The organism is Devosia sp. XK-2, from assembly GCF_037113415.1.
In the GTDB taxonomy this organism is placed as follows: domain Bacteria; phylum Pseudomonadota; class Alphaproteobacteria; order Rhizobiales; family Devosiaceae; genus Devosia.
This window is the reverse complement of sequence record NZ_CP146608.1, coordinates 230,441-247,687: the sequence shown is the minus strand read 5'-3', so window position 1 is coordinate 247,687 and position 17,247 is coordinate 230,441. Positions and strand designations below refer to the sequence as shown.

Here is a 17,247-nt window from a genome sequence, read left to right as displayed (position 1 = left end):
GGGTTCGACAGTGAATCCGCCTGATCCCATCCAGGCCTTCCCCGGCCGAGTTTCACCCAAGATCGCTAGCGGCTGGTACTGCGACGCGTCACAAGGCGCGGCGGGACGACGAAATGTTCGACCTCGCTGCGCCCCTTGATCCGCTCAATAAGAAGTCGTGTGGCTTGCAAGCCTAGCAGCTCTCCCGACTGATCAATGCTCGACAAGCTGTTCTGCGCAAAATCGCAATACATCGTGTTGTCATAGCCAGCGATCCCGACATCCTCGGGGATGCGGAGCCCGAGTTCCGTAGCGACGCTGATGACCTCAAGGGCGATAAAGTCCGTCCAACAGAAAATCGCGTCCGGGGGATTGGCGGATTGCAGCAGGCGCCGCGCCATGATCTGCACGTCGCGCAAGGTCTGGGGCGCATGAATGATGTTGATGGCACCACCCAAACCGGCCTCCACCATGCCACGTCGATAGCCCAATTCGCGCTCGGCCAGAATAGTTGAGGTGGTGCTCAGCAGGCTGATCATGGCGATACGCCTGTAGCCCGCGGCCACCATCTGCCGGACGACAAGCAGCCCACCTTGCTGATCATTGTTATTGACCGTGTCGAAACTGGTTACCTCGGGCTCGTGGTGCCCAACGGTCACCAGAGGCTTTCGTTGCGCGATGGCGCCCAGATTCGACCGGTCCTCGGTGGCTCCGATCAGAATGATTCCGTCCATCTGGCGGTCGATGAGCGACTCCACCATGGCCATTTCGCCGGCCGGATTGCCCTGGCTAATACCGATCATCGCGCGGTACTGGGTGCGCTCCAACGCATTGTTCACTCCGGTCATGACATCGGCGAAAAAGGGATTGCGGATATCGGGCAGGACGAGGCCGATCGTATAGGTCTGCCCCCTCATACCTCTGGCGGCCGCCAGAGGGCGGTAACCCAGCTTGTCCATCGAGGCGCGAACCTTGGCCCTGAGTGTTTCCGAGACGCCATAAGCGTCACGCAGCACCTTGGACACGGCGGCGACGGAAACGCCAGCGTCTTCGGCCACTTCGCGGATCGTTACGCGGCCGCTGCGAGTTTCTCCGTTCTTCTGCGCCATGATTTTTCTTCCCCATGCAAGGCCCTGATATCCCGAGCAGAATTGCCCTTGCTCGGGCTTCGAGCCATTGGCGCGCACCCTAACGCAAGAAACCCTATTGCCAAATGATGAAAAACGTAGAACGATACACGTAGAACATTCTACAAGATCGCGACAGCGACAGATTTGCGGGAGGATCGGCGTGAACGACGCAGTGGCACTTCATATCCAGGATTCGAAGCCGGCCCGGCTCAACTGGACCGCGTCAATGGTGCGTCCGCTGGCCGATCAGGGTGTGGGCACACCGGCGAGCTTTGTGGCCAAGTCCTTTTCGCTCACGTCAGTAGGCGGCAGCGAGGTGCTGCATATCAGCGCCCTGGGTCTCTATCGCGCCTTCATCAATGGCCAGCGCGTCGGCAATGACCTGTTGACGCCCGGTTGGACCTGTTACGACCAGCGCCTCAGCTACCAGAGCTACCATGTCGGCTCCCTGCTGCGCGGCGGCGAGAACCGTATCGAAATCTGGCTGGCCGATGGCTGGCTGCGCTCGCAGATGATGTGGGGTGAAGCGCCGATCTTCAACGCCTGGGGCGACAAGATTGCCGCCATTGCCGAACTCCGCGCTGCGCCCGGCAGCGACGCGACGCTGCTGGTCACCGATGCCAGCTGGGAAAGCGGCGAACTGCCGGTGCGCAAGTCCGGCATCTATTTCGGCGAAGTGTTCGACGCGCGCATTCCCCCGGTGGTCAGTGCCGGTACCGAAGTCCTGCCCTTCGACATCGACGTGCTGGTGCCACACGAAACCACGCCGCCGCGAGAGCTCGAGCCGCTCTCCGTGCAAAAGTCGTGGACCGACTTCGAGGGCCGAACGGTCTACGATTTCGGCCAGAATGCCGGGGGGAATGTCGCCCTGACTGTTGAGGGCGAGGCCGGCGCGCGCATCGTGGTCGAGCATGGCGAAGTGCTCGATCAGGACGGCCAGTTCTACAATGGCAACTACCGCACCGCGGCCGCGCGCATTGAATACGTGCTCTCGGGCCAGGGCGAGGAGCGCTACCGCCCGTATTTCACCTTCCAAGGCTATCGCTATGTCCGCGTGACCATCGAGGGCAAGGCGAGGCTCATCGACATCGTCTCGGTGCCGATATCCTCGGTCACCGAGGTCAAGGCCAGCTTCACCTCCGCCAATCCGCTGGTGGACAGGCTGTTCCTCAATACGCTCTGGAGCCAGCGGGCCAATTTCATCGAAGTGCCGACCGATTGCCCGCAGCGCGACGAGCGCCTGGGCTGGACCGGCGATGCGCAGGTCTTTGCCGGCACCGCCTGCTACCTTGCCGATGCGCAAGGCTTTTTCCGCAAATGGGTGCGCGATCTTATGGTCGATCAACGCGAGGATGGGGCCGTTCCTCATGTCTGCCCCGACCCGACACGGCTCAATCCCAAGGACTATCCAGGCTTTTACGGTTCGACCGGCTGGGGCGATGCCATCTGGATGGTACCCTGGCAGATGTATCTGCACTATGGCGACACGGCCATCCTCAAGGAAGTCCTGCCCTCCATGGTCAAGTGGGTCGACTTCGTCTGGTCGATCAGCAATGGCCCGATTGTCAAACCACCCCGCGCCTGGGGAGGCCGCGGCTTCTCCTTTGGCGACTGGCTGCAGCCGGGCGGGCCGAGCGCCAAGCCATTGCCGACCATCGGCGACGACGCCGCGGCAACGCTTTATCTCTACATCGCCTCCAACCAGGTCGCGGAGATTGCCCGCATCGTGGGCGAAGCAGAAACTGCCAGACGGCTTGCCGACATGGCCGCACAGGTGAAAACCGCCTTCGGGCACGAATTCATCACCCCGTCCGGGCGCCTCGCCTATGACGACCAGACCTCCTATGCGCTGGCCTTCCTGCACGACCTCATTCCCGAGAACAAGCGGGAGGCGGCCAAGGGCTATTTCAAGAACGCCATAAGGCGCACTGACGGGCGCATCGGCACCGGCTTCATCGGCACCCCTGCCCTGCTTCCGGCGCTGGTCAAGATCGGCGAGGCAGGGCTTGCCGCCGAGGTCTTCCTGCAGGAAGAGGTTCCCGGCTGGCTCTACCAGGTCAAGATGGGCGCCACCACCATCTGGGAACGCTGGGACGCGATTCAGCCCGATGGCTCGATCTACAATCCGCAGATGAATTCCTACAATCACTATGCCTATGGCGCCGTCTGCCAATGGCTGCTGGAAGGCGTCGCCGGCTTCCGCCCTGACGCCAAAGACCCGAGCTTTGCCACGGTGATCTTCGAACCGGTCATCGTCCCCGATCTGTCGCCGGTCAAGGCGCATCACGACAGCCCGAAGGGCCGCATCGAGGCCGCGTGGACGGTCGATGGCGACGTCGTGCGCTATAGCTTCACCATTCCGGCATCCGCCAAGGGGCGCCTGGTTCTCAAGTCAGACTATCGCAATCCCGAACTCGACGGAAAGCCGGTTTCGGACACGCTCGATGGCATCGCCCCTGGCGAGCACATCCTGACATTTATCTATTCGGCGCCCGCCCGCACCTTCGAGCGCGGCCCGAGCATCAATGCCCGCACGCCCTAGGGGAGAGGGTGTCGTGCACAACCGGCCTGCATGGTGCAGGCCCTTTGGGAGGAAGACCATGACCAAGACTACTCGCAGGACCGCATTGGGCGCGTTTAGCGCCACCCTGCTGACTTTGACCGCCCTGTCCGGCACCGCCTTTGCACAACAGACCACGCTGACACTGCTGATTGACAACGCACCCAACACCGTTGCCAGCGCGGAAGCCGTGGTCGCGGACTTCGAAGCCGCCAATCCCGACATCAATATCGAGATTGAGACCCGTCCCGGTGGCGGCGAAGGCGACAATATCGTCAAGACGCGTCTCGCCACGCAGACCATGGCCGACGTCTTCCTCTACAATTCCGGCTCGCTGTTCCAGGCCATCAACCCGGCCCAGTTCCTGGTCGACCTCACCAACGAGCCCTGGCAGGACGATGTCCAGAACAGCTTCAAGCAGGTGGTGACGGCGCCCGACGGCACCGTTCGCGGCGCGCCGTTCGGCGCGGCCATGGGCGGCGGCATATTCTACAACAAGCCCATCTATGAAGAGCTCGGCCTGTCCGCTCCGAAGACCTGGGACGAGTTCATGGCCAATAACGAGGCCATCAAGGCTGCTGGCAAGGTCGCCGTGATCCAGACCTATGGCGCCACCTGGACCAGCCAGCTCTTCGTGCTGGCCGACTTCTACAATGTCTCGGCGAAGGACTCGAGCTTTGCCAGCCGCTATACGGCCGGCGAAGCCAAGTTCGCCACCGATCCCGCGGCCCTGCGCGGCTTCGAAAAGCTGCAGTCTGTCTATGAAGGCGGCTACCTGAACGAGGACTTTGGCGCCGCCACTTATGAAGACGGCGTGCGCATGATCGCCACCGGCGAAGGCGCACACTATCCGATGCTGACCTTTGCCACCGGCGCCATGGCAGAAGGCTTTCCGGACAATATCGAAGATGTCGGTTTCTTCGCCCAGCCCGGCGACGATGCCGCGCTCAATGGCCTGACCGTGTGGATGCCGGCCGGCATTTACATCCCGCAGACAACCTCCAACCTCGATGCTGCCAAGAAGTTCGTGGCCTTCGTGGCGAGCACTGCCGGCTGTGATGCCCAGACCCGCGCCGGTGGTGCAACAGGACCCTACCTCATCAATGGCTGCAGCCTGCCAGAGGATGTGCCGCCTGCCGTGTCCGATCTCCTGCCCTACTTCGCCGAGGGCGGCCAGAACGGCCCGGCGCTTGAGTTCCTCTCCCCCATCAAGGGTCCGGCGCTCGAGCAGATCACGGTGGAAGTCGGCTCGGGCATTCGTTCTGCTGCCGACGGCGCAGCGCTCTATGACGAAGACGTGCGCAAGCAGGCCCAGCAGCTTGGTCTTCCCGGCTGGTAACCGATAGGCGCATGATGCAGTCTCGGGCGCCGACTGCGCCCGGGACTGCTCTTGGCAAGATCGAGGAGGATTGGCCAATGGCCGCAATTTCCGAGGCGGGCGTCGCGACGGCGCCGCGGCCAGTAGCTGCGCGCAAGCGCCGCTCACCCTATCCGATGTGGTTCTTCATGCCCGCGGCAGTGATCTATGCCGGGCTGTTCCTGTTCCCGACCTTCTCGTCGGCCTGGTTCAGCCTGACGCGATGGAACCTCTTCAGCTCCTCCTTCATCGGGCTCGACAATTTCGCGCAGTTCTTCCGCGAACCCTTCCTCATTCAGGGTCTCACCAATACGGTGATCTTCGCCGTCACCACGTCCGGCCTCAAGGTCGTGCTCGGCCTGGCCCTCGCCGTGCTGCTCACCTCGCCGCGCGTCTGGCGCGACTGGCTGCGCTCGGTGGTGTTCTTCCCGGTCCTCGTCTCGACCGTAGGCGTCGGCATCACCTTCACCGTCTTCATGCATCCCACCCAGGGCCTCATCAACGAGGCCCTGGCGCTGATCGGCATCAAGGGGCCGGGCTGGCTCACCGATCCGAAACTAGCACTTCTATCGGTCGCCTTCGTCGATGTCTGGCGTGGCGTAGGTCTCGCCACTGTCATCTACATTGCCGGCATCGTCTCCATCCCCAGGGACTATTACGAGGCCGCGCGCATCGACGGATCGACGCCCTGGCAGAGCTTCCTCTATGTCACGTTGCCGCTCTGTCGTCCGGCTACCGTGACCGTCATTACCCTCAGTTTCATCGGCGGGTTGCGGACCTTTGACCTCGTCTGGGCCATGACGCGCGGCGGACCGGGCTTTTCGTCCGACACGATCGCCTCGGTCATCTACAAGCAGTACCAGGCCGGCTTCTATGGCCTTTCCACGGCCGGCAATGTGGTACTGTTCATCCTCATCGCGGTGCTGGTCATCCCGCTGACCATGTTCCTCAATCGCCGGGAGGGTCACGAATGAGCATCCTGCGCCGCCATTGGCTCAACGCCGTCGCCCTCGTGGTCTCCACTTTGGTGTTCCTGGTCCCCTTCGCCTTCATCATCCTGACCTCGGTCAAGTCCAAGCAGGAGGCTGCCCTTCTCGATTTCACCTGGCCCACGAGCTTTCATCTCTGGGACAACATGGTCGAGGTCGTCACCACGCGGAACTGGATGCTGGTGACTGCCTTCATCAACTCGACCATCCTGACTGTGGCCAGCGTCACCTTGCTTGTGATCTTCTCGGCAATGGTCGGTTTCGTGCTGCAACGCCGCAAGACGCGCTGGAACGGTGTGATCAATTTCCTCATCCTGGCCGGACTGATGATGCCGCCCGCCGTCGTTCCCACTATCTGGCTGCTGCAGTCCATCGGGCTCTTCGCCAAGCTGCATGGGCTGGTGCTGATCGAGGTGGCCTATGGCCTCTCCTTCTCGATCCTGCTCTACCGCGCCTTCATCGCCACCATTCCGCGCGAGCTCGATGAAGCGGCGATCATCGATGGCGCGCGGCCGCTCGACATCTTCTTCCGGGTCATCCTGCCACTGCTCTGGCCCGTCACCGTCACCAATATCGTGGTGCAATCGGTGGCGATCTTCAACGACTTCACCAACCCGCTCTACTATCTGCCGGGCAATGCCAATGCGACCGTGCAGCTGACGCTCTACAATTTCCAGAGCCAGTACAACACGTCCTACAATCTCTTGTTCACCAACATCCTGCTCATCACCATCCCGCCGTTGCTCGTCTTCCTGTTCTTCAACCGGCAGATCGTGGCCGGCATGACGGCCGGCGCTGTGAAGGGCTGAGCAATGACCAATTCCAGGGAGACCCATCATGGCCGGTCTTGAACTCAAAAAGCTCCGCAAGAGCTATGGCAATGTCGAGGTCATCAAGGGCGTCGACCTGTCGGTCGACCATGGCGAATTCGTAGTCTTCGTCGGCCCCTCGGGCTGCGGCAAGTCCACGCTGCTGCGCATGATCGCGGGCCTCGAAGAGATCAGCAGCGGTGACCTCGTCATCGGCGACCGGGTCGTCAACGACGTCGAGCCGCGCGATCGCGGCATCGCCATGGTATTCCAGTCCTATGCGCTTTACCCGCATATGAGCGTCTATGACAATGTCGGCTTTGGCCTTAAACTGGCGCGAACGCCCAAGGAAGAGCGCGACCGCAAGATCCGCGAAGCCGCACGCATCCTGCAGATGGAACATCTGCTCGAGCGCAAGCCGAGCCAGCTCTCGGGCGGCCAGCGCCAGCGCGTCGCCATTGGCCGCGCCATAGTCCGTCAACCTGAAGTCTTCCTCTTCGACGAGCCGCTTTCCAATCTCGACGCGGCGCTGCGGGTCGACATGCGCATGGAAATTGCCAAGCTGCACAATGATCTTGGCGCCACCATGATCTATGTGACCCATGACCAAGTCGAAGCCATGACCCTGGCCGACAAAATCGTCGTGCTCGATGGCGGCGTGGTGCAGCAGGTGGGCTCGCCCATCGAACTCTACCAGCGCCCGGCCAATCTCTTCGTGGCAGGCTTTATCGGCTCGCCAAAAATGAACTTCGTCGATGTCAGTGTCGATAAGGTAGCCGACGACACGATCACGGTCAGCGGCGCTGACGTTGTCAGCGTGCCAGTCTTCATGCCCGGTGGCCAGCTCCGTCCTGGCGACAAGTTGACTTTGGGCGTTCGGCCCCACGATCTGACCGTGGCAACCTCGGGCGCCATTGTCGGGCGCGTGCTCATGGTTGAACGCCTTGGCAACGAAACTATCGTCAACCTCGAACTGCCCTCCGGCGCCACCTGGCTGGCTGTTCTCGATGGCGATCAGGACCTCAAGCGCGGCGAAAGCCTCGCTCTCAAGGTAGAGCCTGCCAGGGCCTTGTTGTTTGACACCGCGGGCCAGGCGCTGATGACCCACACCTCTGGCAAGCAGCCAGTCACCCTCACACCCCACTAACCTCGGCCATTTCGGGACCTCTCTTTATGTCAGTTGGGCCAGCGTACAGCTCAACCTAGTCGTGGAGGAATTGGCACGCGATGCAGCCACGGTGAGCCCACGCAGCGCTGCACACCGTAGTCCCTCTGGCGGCACTTGAGGCTGAGCGGAGGCCGGCAGGCTCGTAATGAGCGAAGCGGACAAGGCCATTAACAACGGCAATTTCATGAGTACTTCCTCCCTCCGAGCAGGTCAGCAACCTGCGGTCAGGGAAATACTCCCCGTGCGGAGGACGACGGTCTAATGAAAAGGTCAGCGACAGCCATAATGGGTGGGTTATGTTGCGTATGCCGACTAAGGGCAAATGGGCATACTGTCATTGCGCTTGCGTCAAAGCTTCGCTGCCAAGCGATTGTCTGCTGAATGGCCAACGAGGCCGGCATAGACCTCACCAAGCGCCATAAGTTCATCGTGACGCCCAGTTTCTACCACCCTACCATTTTCCAGCACCACGATCCGGTCGGCACTGCGCACGGTCGAAAGGCGATGAGCGATCGAGATGATCGTTCGTCCTTTCACCGAAGATAGCGCCTTGGTCATCGCCTGCTCGGTCCTAGCGTCGAGCGCACTCGTCGCCTCGTCGAGCAGCAGCACCGGTGTTTTGCGAAGGAAGGTGCGTGCAAGCGCCAGCCGCTGCTTCTCCCCGCCTGAAAAGCGGAATCCCCGCTCTCCGACAATGGTCGCATAGCCATCCGGCAAAGACGCAATAAGATCATGGATCTGGGCAGCACGCGCCGCGGCTTCCAGATCGTCCTGTGACGCATCAGGTTTGGCAAACCGAAGATTGTCGGCGACGGACGCATGCAGCAGGAAGGGTTCTTGGGAGACGACGCCAAGCACATCCGCCAATTGCTGGAATGTCAGATCGCGCACGTCGATGCCGTCAAAACAGATCGCTCCTTCGTCCACGTCGATCAGACGCGCTAGCAGATAGCCAAGCGTCGTCTTGCCGGCGCCAGTTGCGCCCACGATTGCGACGCGCGAGCCTGCAGGAATATCGACCGAAACGTCGCTCAGGGTGGGTTCGGCATCCTTGTCGTATGAATAGCTGACACCCGTGATCTGGACGGCACCAGTGAAGACATTGTTGTGCAAGGTTGCGGGCCTGACCGGCTCGGTCAATTCGACCGGTGTGTCCAGATATTGGAAGATCCTTGTGAACAGGGCGCGGGTCGAGCGGATCCGGACACCGGCATCGAGAAGCTCCTCGAGCGGCCAGAGCAGCTGCTCCTGCAGCGCGATCAGGGCGACGAGGGTGCCAATGGTGACGGGCACCCCGCCGTTGATCAGCAGCCCCCCTAGCAACAGTGTCAGGGCAGGCATCACCCCCAGAAACACCAGGATCAACGACCATTGCCATTCGCCCGCGGTGTGCGCTTTTTCCTCCAGATGCGCCAATTCCCGCGAGTCTTTCCTGAACCTGTGCCCAAGATAGCCCGTCCGACCCATGGTTCGAGCAAGGATGATCCCCGGCACGGACAGCATTTCCAGCACAGAGGAGGAAAGCTCGCTCGTTCGGGTCTGTTGTTCGTGGGTCGCCTCCTCGCGCTTTTGTCCAACCCTGTGGCTGACCCAAAGGGCGAAAGGCACCAGCACGAAGGAGAAGAGCGCCAGCCGCCAGTCTAGCAGGATCATGGCAATCGTTGTCATCGCGACGGTGCCGATATTGCGCGCCAGTTCCGTGGCTGTGGCGGTGACGATCGATTGCAGCCCGCCAATATCGTTCGCTATACGCGATTGGATGTCGCCGGACCGTGTTCGGACGAAAAAGCCAATCGAAAGCGCCTGCAGATGGCTGTAAATTCTGACCCGCAAGTCATGCAGAATGGCGTGACCAATCCGCGATGACAGCAGGGTCTGGCCTACATTGATAATCGCTACGACGACTGCGGCCGCAATCATGCCGCCGGCAAGCCAGGCCAAAAGCGCCAAATTGCCGGTCGGCAACGCGTCGTCGATGACCGCGCGCAGCAGGAAAGGCGCAACCAGCCCGACCCCTGAGCCTACAACAATGAGCAGCAGGGTTGCGGCAAACTGTAGGCGATACGGTTGGAAGAGGGCCAACACTCGGCTGACGGACACGTGCTTTCCGGCAAGCGTTTCGTAGTCGTCCTCGTGGTCCGGGCTATTTGCAGTCATCGGTCGCTCTTGGTCTGGCTGGTCGCGTGGATCGCGGACGTTCCACCGGGATGTGCAGAACCAATCGAGATTGTGTGGAGATCGCGTGCAGGGGCTACAGCCCCGCGGTCATCGGTGAGGTGCCAAGCACGCGGAACAGCTGTACTTCGTTCAGCAACTGCTCAAGCCTTACGGCGGTGATGGCTGCCTGGGCGCTGCGCCGGCGTTCCTGCGCGTCCAGCCAGATGCGCAGGGCGATTTCGCCTGCACGGTAGCGTCTCTCGGTGAGGGCCTCCGCCTCCTGAGCGGCAGCCAGAGACTGACCAACCAAAGCCATCTTCTCACTTAGTCTGGTGCGAGCCGACAGGGCGATCCCGACATCGTTGAAGGCAGATAGAAGTGTGCGTCGGAAGCTGAGCACCGCCTCCTCATATTGCAGCTCAGACACACGCACCGCGAGCTGGCCCTCGCGGAAATTCAGGAAGGGAAGCAGCAGGCCGCTGCCTAAGGTCGCAATCGGGTTGCTCAGCAGGTTCGAGAGATCGGCGCTGCTGCTGCCGAGTTTCCCGGTGAGTGTCAGTTGCGGATAAAGGCTGGACCGAGCTGCATCGACGCCCTTGAGCGTGCCACGCAATCGCAACTCCGCCGCTCTCAAATCCGGTCTATTGGCGAGCAGATCCGCGGGCAGGCCCGTGGCAACCCTTATCGGTGTGCGGGACGGTAGCGCGGTCGGCTCCGCTACCGGGCTCGGTTGGCCGTCGAGAAGCACAGCAAGCGTGCCACGCAGGGCGTCGCGCGCTTGCAGCAGATCAGAAAGGCTGGCCTGCTGGGCGGCAAGAGTTTGTGCGATCTCGTTCGTGTCCAACCGTGATACGTCACCAAGCTTGGCTTGGCTGATCACCAGCTCCTGCATCTGCTTCACGCTCGCCAGGCTCTTCCGGGCTTGGACAATCTGCTGGTTGGCCGCGCCCAAGCGCCAGTACGTCTCGATGACCGAGGCGACAACTGTCATTCTCGCGGCCTCGACATCATCCTTGCTGGCGAGCGCCTCAAGTTTGCCTGCCGCTTGTTGGACGGAAAGCCGGCCCCAGAGATCGACCTCATAGGAGGCTCCTACCGCGACCGAATGAGACTGCGTCAAGAAGCCCTCGGTGGCGGATGTCGAAGTGCTGATCGATCCTGATAGCTTGGGCCAGAGGACCGAACCCGCCTGCTCGGCTTGTAGCGCGGCCCGCTTGGCGCGGAGTGCGGCGCTGGCTATGTCGGTATTGGCGGTAAGCGCGGTTGCAACCACGATATTGATCTCGGCACTTCCGAAGGCGGTCCACCAATCCTGTTGGGCGACGCGCGGCTGTGTTGCGGCCGTTTGCCAGCCTGGCGCGGGCGGAAGTGCCGGCCGGACATATGGTGTGCCGAGCGCGGTGCATCCGCAAAGGATGATCAAGGACGCAGCGGCAAGGGCGGAATGACGAAGGAACATGTCAGTCTCTAGAAAGGGCATCGACGGGGTCGAGGCGCGCTGCGTTGCGGGCGGGAAAGAAGCCGAACGTCAGGCCAACCAGCGTTGCCGCTGCACAGGCCAGCACGATCGACTGGATAGAAAAGACCATGGGAAAGTCACCACCCTGATGGCCGAACAATAGGCCGGCCGTTAGGGCCAGGCCGACACCGGCGGCCGCACCCGCCATGCAGATCACAGTTGCCTCCACCAGAAACTGCAGCATGATGTCCGACTGCCGGGCACCTACGGCCATGCGCAGGCCGATTTCCTTGGTGCGCTCGGTGACCGAGACCAGCATGATATTCATCACCCCAATACCGCCGACCAGTAGAGCAATGGCAGCGACAGCAGTGATCAGCGATGTCATGGTCCGAGAGGTCTTCTCGATGGCCTTCCGCATCTGGTCGTTGTTGAAGATAAAGAAGTCCTTGGTGCCGTGCCGCTCTTGCAACATGCGGTCGATGGCCCGTTCGGCCTGCGCAGAGTCCACCTTGTCGGCGAGCTTGACAATAAGCTGGTCAAGGCGGTTGGAGCCGGAAATCCTCGCCGCGACGCTGGTATAGGGCATGAATATCTCGAGGTTCTGGCCGCCTCCTGGGGTTTGCGCCGCAATGCCGATAATTGTTACCGGCACGCGACCGACCATAATGCTCTGCCCAAGCGGGTTCTCGGAGCCGAAAAGCCGCCGGGCCGTGTTGCGGTCGATCACCGCATCGGTGGCGAGCTGCTCCACAGCGGCCACATCGAACATGCGGCCCTCTTCCAGTTTGCGACCGCGAACGGCAAGGTGGTCGGCGCCCACGCCATTGACGCTGACGTTCACCGCCTTGTTGAGGTAACGGGCGCGTGCCGATGATGCGACCATAGGCGAAACGGCGCTGACATAAGGCTGGGCCATGAGTGCCTGGGCGTCGCCGACACTGAGCGATCGGATAGTCGCAGACGCCTCGTCGCCCCAGTCACGACCCGGATAGATCTCGATCGTGCTGGCGCCCAGTTCCTCCATCTGCGTCAGGACCCGCTGTTGCGAACCGTCGCCCAGCGCGACCACCGCCACGACCGCGGCAATACCAATGACTATTCCAAGCATGGTCAGCGCGGCGCGGAGGGGCTGTGCCGCCATGGAGCGGAGAGCCATCGCTGCGGCATTGGCTACCGACTGCCGCAGACTGGCCATTGACGTCACATGCGACACCTCGTCGTCGCGTTGGTAGGGTTGGGGCGATGCGAAAGCATTGGTTCTGCGGTCCGCAACGATCCGCCCCTGACGGATTTCGATCACCCTGCCCGCCTGCTCGGCGACCGCCATGTCATGGGTGACGATGATAACCGTATGGCCGTCCGCGTGGAGCTCCTTGAGGATCTCCATCACCGCTTCGCCACTCCGGGCATCGAGGGCTCCCGTGGGTTCATCCGCCAGGATGATCTCACCGCCATTCATCAGGGCGCGGGCAATGGAGACGCGCTGCTGCTGGCCGCCAGAGAGCTTGTTGGGCTGATAGTTCAGGCGCTCCTTAAGGCCCAGGCGGGACAGGAGCACCTCCGAGCGCTTGCGCCGCGCCGAGGACTGGGTACCAGCATAGATGGCGGGAACTTCGACATTGCCCGCGGCCGTGAGGTTGCTCATCAGGTGATAGCGCTGGAAGATGAAACCAAAACGCCGACGCCTAAGACGGGCCAGTTCGTCCTGGGAAAGGGTCGACACCTCCTGTCCAGCCAGGCGAAATACACCGCCGTCGGGACGATCGAGGCAACCTAGAATGTTCATTAGCGTCGATTTGCCTGAACCGCTGGCGCCTACAATGGCAATCATTTCGCCGGCCTCTATCGACAGATCGACGCCATCAAGCGCGGTGACGGTTTCTCCGCCCAAATGAAAGGTCCGGGTCAGTCCGACGATCTCAATCAGGGGCGCGGTCATGCCGGCTCTCCCATAAACGTTGGATCGGCGGTGGGAGCAGCCTCGCCCAAGGGCAAAATGACCTGATCCCCTAAATTGAGCCCATCGATCACCTGGGCATTGGTCTTGTCGTTGAGACCGATCCTGACCAGGGTTTCGCGCGGCCCCTCGTCGGTCAGCACCTCGACGCGGTATTGCCCGTCGGCCTCGCTGGTGCCGAGCGCCGAGGACAGCACTGCGGGCACATCGCTCGCCCGCCCGGTGACCAGATGGACTTGTGCGGTCATCAAGGGCCGTAACCTGCCCTCGACATTGTCCACCTTGAACAAGCCGTTGAAATAGACGGCGGCTCCCTGGGCCGCGTCGGACTGGCTCAACAGCGTTTGCGGTGCTGGGTTGATGACATCGAGTTGGGCCGAGTAGCGGGTGCGCTCGTCGCCCAGAAGCGTAAACCAGACTTCCTGGCCCACTTTGACCTTGCCAATCTCGGCCTCCGAAATCTGAACCTTGACGGACATGACATCGAGTTGGGCGACGACAACGACCGTCGGTGCGGCCTGGCTGGAATTGAGGGTTTGACCCTGTTTGGTCGCGATAGCGATGATTGTCCCGTCGATAGGGGCCACGACCTTGGTATAGGCCAGATTGGTTTGGGCGATTTCTACCTCGATCTTGCTGCGCTCGATTTGCGCATCCAGCGCCGCCACATCGGCGACGGCTGTTCGAAAGGCCGCTTCGGCCGCTTCAAATTTGGCCCGGGATGTCGCATTGGCGTCAAGCAGCGCCTGTTGTCGATCATAGTCTGACTGTACCTGCTTCAAACCGGCGGCGCGCGCGTCCCGCTGCGCCCTGGCAAGCGCCAGGTTGGCCTCGGCCAGTCGCAAGGCGCTCTGCTGGGGCAGCGAGTCGATTTCAGCGACGAGTTGGCCTGCTTTGACCTGCTGGCCAAGGACGACGTGCAGAGCCTTTATCTGGCCCGATACCTGCGCCCCCACATTGACCATCTGGGCCGGTTCCAGAACCCCATTGACGACAATGGCTTCTTCGATATCCCGCGCCACCACCTCGGTGGTCAGGGGAACGGCCTCGTCTGCGCCTGGCCAATAAGGGGCCCCCAAAGCAACGTAGCTCCCCGCCAGAACCGTGGCGCCCAGCGCCCCGAATAAGAGCTTGCGCCAACTGGTGGCACGTCCACGCTCAGTCATATGTGCCTCTTGAGTTATTTGTAGCGGCGTGCGAGGCGGCCTCGCCCGAACCATTTCGGCAGCATCAGGTGCGATGGATGGGTCCAGACTGGATGCAGACTTCGTGCAGATTTGGTGGACGTGAAGCTGCCGGTGTTGACGCCGGGGCTTTCCATTTGGTCTCGTGAAGGCCTGAACCAGGTGAGGCAATGGACAATCAGCTCGTACTACTGATCGAGGACGATCCCGAGATCGTGCGTATCCTGCAGGCCTATTTCGAGCGAGACGGATTCCGCACGATTGCCGCGGGGGATGCCGAAACAGGACTGGCGCACCACCAGCGTCTGCGACCTGACCTGGTCGTACTCGACATCAAGCTGCCCAGGATGGACGGCTACGACGTGCTTGCCGCCATCCGTAGAGTCGCCGATACGCCGGTCATCATGGTCACCGCTTTGGCCGAGGATCTCGACAAGCTCCAGGCCTTGCGCCTGGGGGCGGACGACTATGTCGTCAAGCCATTCAACCCGCTTGAAGTGGTCGCAAGGGCCAGGGCGATCCTACGGCGCAGCCTGGGACACCAGAACCCGGCGGTCACGCGGATTGGGCCCCTGACGATCGATGCCGACGCGCATATTGCTACGGTGGATAGTGGCGCCGGCGCGCAAGTGCTCGCACTGACGCGCACGGAGTTTCGCCTGCTCAGCCATATGGCACGGGCACCCAATAGGGTCTTCGACCGCGGCGAATTGGTGGATGCCTGCCTGCCCGAGGGTGAGGCCCTCGATCGCACCGTGGACAGCCATGTCAGCAACCTACGGCGCAAACTGGCCAAGGCCGGCGCAGAAGGTCTGCTTTCCGGGGTCAGAGGTGTGGGCTATCGGCTGGGACTGCCGCATGAGTAGGCTGTCCAGTGCCGGGTGGCCGGTCATCGTCGCGGCAAGCCTATTGGCCGTTGCTGTTGCAACGCTGTCCATAATGGGCTTGTCACCTTACTACGATGTCATCTTCACCCTCTGGCCGAACCTGCCTGATGCAGAAGGCAGCTTGACTTGGCTCGATCTGGGCTATCTGGCGCTGGCCATGATACTGGCCGTGCCCGCAGCAGCGGCTTTCGGCTGGTGGCTCTCCAGCCGCATGGTGCGACCGCTGCTGGATGTGGCGCGCGCGGCTCGGGCCATTGCCGACGGCGACCTGACGGCCCGCGCCAATACCAAGGCGGGCGGGTTTTGGGAAACCCAACACCTGATCGGCGACTTCAATTCCATGGCCGAACGACTAGAGCGGGGCGAGGCTGATCGCACTTATTCGAACTCGGCCATTGCCCACGAGCTGCGAACCCCGCTGACGATTTTGAAGGGACGCCTGCAGGGCATCTCGGACGGCGTCTTCAGCTTGACGCCTGAGATGCTCGACACGCTGATCGCACAAGTCGACGGTCTTGCACTGATCGTTGAAGACCTGCGCACAATCGGTCTCTTCAACGCTGATCGGCTGCGTCTCAATTGCGTTGAGTTCGATCTGGCGGAGATTGTGCGGGGCGCTGTAGGTGTGGTTTCGGTGGAACTGGAGGATGCCGGGATGCTGTTGGACCTGCACCTCCACCCTATAGTGGTCAACGCCGATCCCGATCGCATCCGCCAGGCCGTAATTGCGCTTCTGAACAATGCGATGCGCTACGCTCCTGGCACACGTCTTGCCATCGAAATCGTGGCGGACGGCGATATGGCGGTGCTCCGCTGCACGGACCATGGACCGGGACTCCCGGCCGGGGCCGATGAGCGCGTATTCGATCCCTTCTGGCGCGCCGACGAGTCTCGCGGACGTGTGGCTGGCGGCAGTGGGCTGGGTCTCGCCGTGGTCAAGGCGATCGCAGTCTCGCATGGCGGATCCGTATCGGCCTCCAATTGCGCGGACGGCGGAGCCAGCTTCACGCTTCTGCTTCCCAGGTAGCACCTGCGCGCCAGACTTGGCTACCGTCACCGCACGGCTTGAGAGACGGCCGCATAGAGCATAACGACCCGCATATGATCGGCTCGGCCCCGACGACGGTGAAGCGTAGGGGCTCTTCACAGACGACATGCAGATCATGCTCAAGCGCTGCCCTGCAAATAGCGAAGTGCGTGTTGTTGGGCGTAGCGGAAGATGCCCGGTCGGCAACATTGAGCCCCGTGCGGCCATAACCGCCCATCAGGCCAAGCGCGAAATTGTCGGTGACCTTGGTATCAGCACCCATGACGAAACCGCCGATGGAGCGCTCCAGCGCAGCGGCATTGCCGTCGCCGTTGAGGTGACCCCAGGCGCCGAAACCCTGCGCCCACACGGCATTTGCCTCCTGCGCCTCTTGGGTAGCCTTATCAACATCCCTGCAACAAGCTGGACAAGAGGCCTTTGCAGAATGGCAAGCGGCGATTGTTGGCCATGTTTTGTCAATTGTCGCGCAAAAGGCGGCCCATACCGCGCGGCAGCTTTCCGGGAGATCGCCAATTTGGCCCATGGGCCGTATCTCCCTTGAATTAACGCTGTATAGGTAA

At 61.8% G+C, this 17,247-nt stretch carries 12 protein-coding genes and 1 pseudogene; 7 read left to right on the top strand and 6 right to left on the bottom strand.

Translation table 11 applies throughout. The annotated features are described in order from the left end of the window. Positions 1-65: 65 nt before the first annotated feature. The gene (locus V8Z65_RS01215) at positions 66-1,088 is read right to left on the bottom strand and encodes a LacI family DNA-binding transcriptional regulator (protein WP_338722006.1); all 1,023 of its coding nucleotides are present in this window, start codon (positions 1,086-1,088) and stop codon (positions 66-68) included. Between the two features lie 247 nt (positions 1,089-1,335). Between V8Z65_RS01215 and V8Z65_RS01210 the strand changes: the two genes are divergently transcribed. The 5 genes from V8Z65_RS01210 to ugpC all read left to right on the top strand — a co-directional run bounded on the left by V8Z65_RS01210 (position 1,336) and on the right by ugpC (position 7,971). Continuing rightward, positions 1,336-3,651 (top strand): family 78 glycoside hydrolase catalytic domain, encoded by a 2,316-nt coding sequence (locus V8Z65_RS01210; RefSeq protein ID WP_338724093.1) that lies wholly within the window; start codon positions 1,336-1,338, stop codon positions 3,649-3,651. A gap of 58 nt (positions 3,652-3,709) precedes the next feature. Beyond that, positions 3,710-5,008, top strand: a complete 1,299-nt coding sequence (locus V8Z65_RS01205) for an extracellular solute-binding protein (RefSeq protein ID WP_338722005.1) — start codon at positions 3,710-3,712, stop codon at positions 5,006-5,008. A gap of 77 nt (positions 5,009-5,085) precedes the next feature. Beyond that, positions 5,086-6,000, top strand: a complete 915-nt coding sequence (locus V8Z65_RS01200; protein ID WP_338722003.1) for a sugar ABC transporter permease — start codon at positions 5,086-5,088, stop codon at positions 5,998-6,000. Beyond that, entirely contained in the window at positions 5,997-6,824 is an 828-nt protein-coding gene (locus V8Z65_RS01195; protein ID WP_338722001.1) for a carbohydrate ABC transporter permease, read from the top strand. Before V8Z65_RS01200 ends, V8Z65_RS01195 begins: the two co-directional genes overlap by 4 nt. A 28-nt stretch (positions 6,825-6,852) precedes the next feature. Further along, positions 6,853-7,971 (top strand): sn-glycerol-3-phosphate ABC transporter ATP-binding protein UgpC, encoded by a 1,119-nt coding sequence (gene ugpC / locus V8Z65_RS01190; RefSeq protein ID WP_338722000.1) that lies wholly within the window; start codon positions 6,853-6,855, stop codon positions 7,969-7,971. A gap of 369 nt (positions 7,972-8,340) precedes the next feature. Here the strand turns inward: ugpC and V8Z65_RS01185 are convergent, their stop codons facing one another. The 4 genes from V8Z65_RS01185 to V8Z65_RS01170 form a co-directional block, all read right to left on the bottom strand. Further along, the gene (locus tag V8Z65_RS01185; protein ID WP_338721998.1) at positions 8,341-10,149 is read right to left on the bottom strand and encodes an ABC transporter ATP-binding protein; all 1,809 of its coding nucleotides are present in this window, start codon (positions 10,147-10,149) and stop codon (positions 8,341-8,343) included. A 94-nt stretch (positions 10,150-10,243) separates the two neighbouring features. Further along, entirely contained in the window at positions 10,244-11,608 is a 1,365-nt protein-coding gene (locus tag V8Z65_RS01180) for an efflux transporter outer membrane subunit (protein WP_338721997.1), read from the bottom strand. Position 11,609: 1 nt separating this feature from the next. Next, positions 11,610-13,550 carry a MacB family efflux pump subunit gene (locus tag V8Z65_RS01175; protein ID WP_338721996.1) on the bottom strand — a complete coding sequence of 647 codons (1,941 nt, stop codon included), beginning with the start codon at positions 13,548-13,550 and terminating at the stop codon, positions 11,610-11,612. Then, positions 13,547-14,734, bottom strand: a complete 1,188-nt coding sequence (locus V8Z65_RS01170) for an efflux RND transporter periplasmic adaptor subunit (protein WP_338721995.1) — start codon at positions 14,732-14,734, stop codon at positions 13,547-13,549. Before V8Z65_RS01170 ends, V8Z65_RS01175 begins: the two co-directional genes overlap by 4 nt. A 188-nt stretch (positions 14,735-14,922) precedes the next feature. Here V8Z65_RS01170 and V8Z65_RS01165 point away from each other — a divergent pair, with 188 nt between their 5' ends. After that, positions 14,923-15,618, top strand: coding sequence for a response regulator (locus V8Z65_RS01165; RefSeq protein ID WP_338721994.1), 696 nt, complete (start codon positions 14,923-14,925; stop codon positions 15,616-15,618). Continuing rightward, positions 15,611-16,666: a HAMP domain-containing sensor histidine kinase gene (locus V8Z65_RS01160; protein ID WP_338721993.1), complete on the top strand. Its 1,056-nt coding sequence runs from the start codon at positions 15,611-15,613 to the stop codon at positions 16,664-16,666. Before V8Z65_RS01165 ends, V8Z65_RS01160 begins: the two co-directional genes overlap by 8 nt. A 76-nt stretch (positions 16,667-16,742) precedes the next feature. Here V8Z65_RS01160 and V8Z65_RS01155 read toward each other — a convergent pair. Further along, positions 16,743-17,210 (bottom strand): annotated as a pseudogene (locus V8Z65_RS01155) (autotransporter domain-containing protein); the annotation flags it as partial. Positions 17,211-17,247 lie beyond the last annotated feature (37 nt).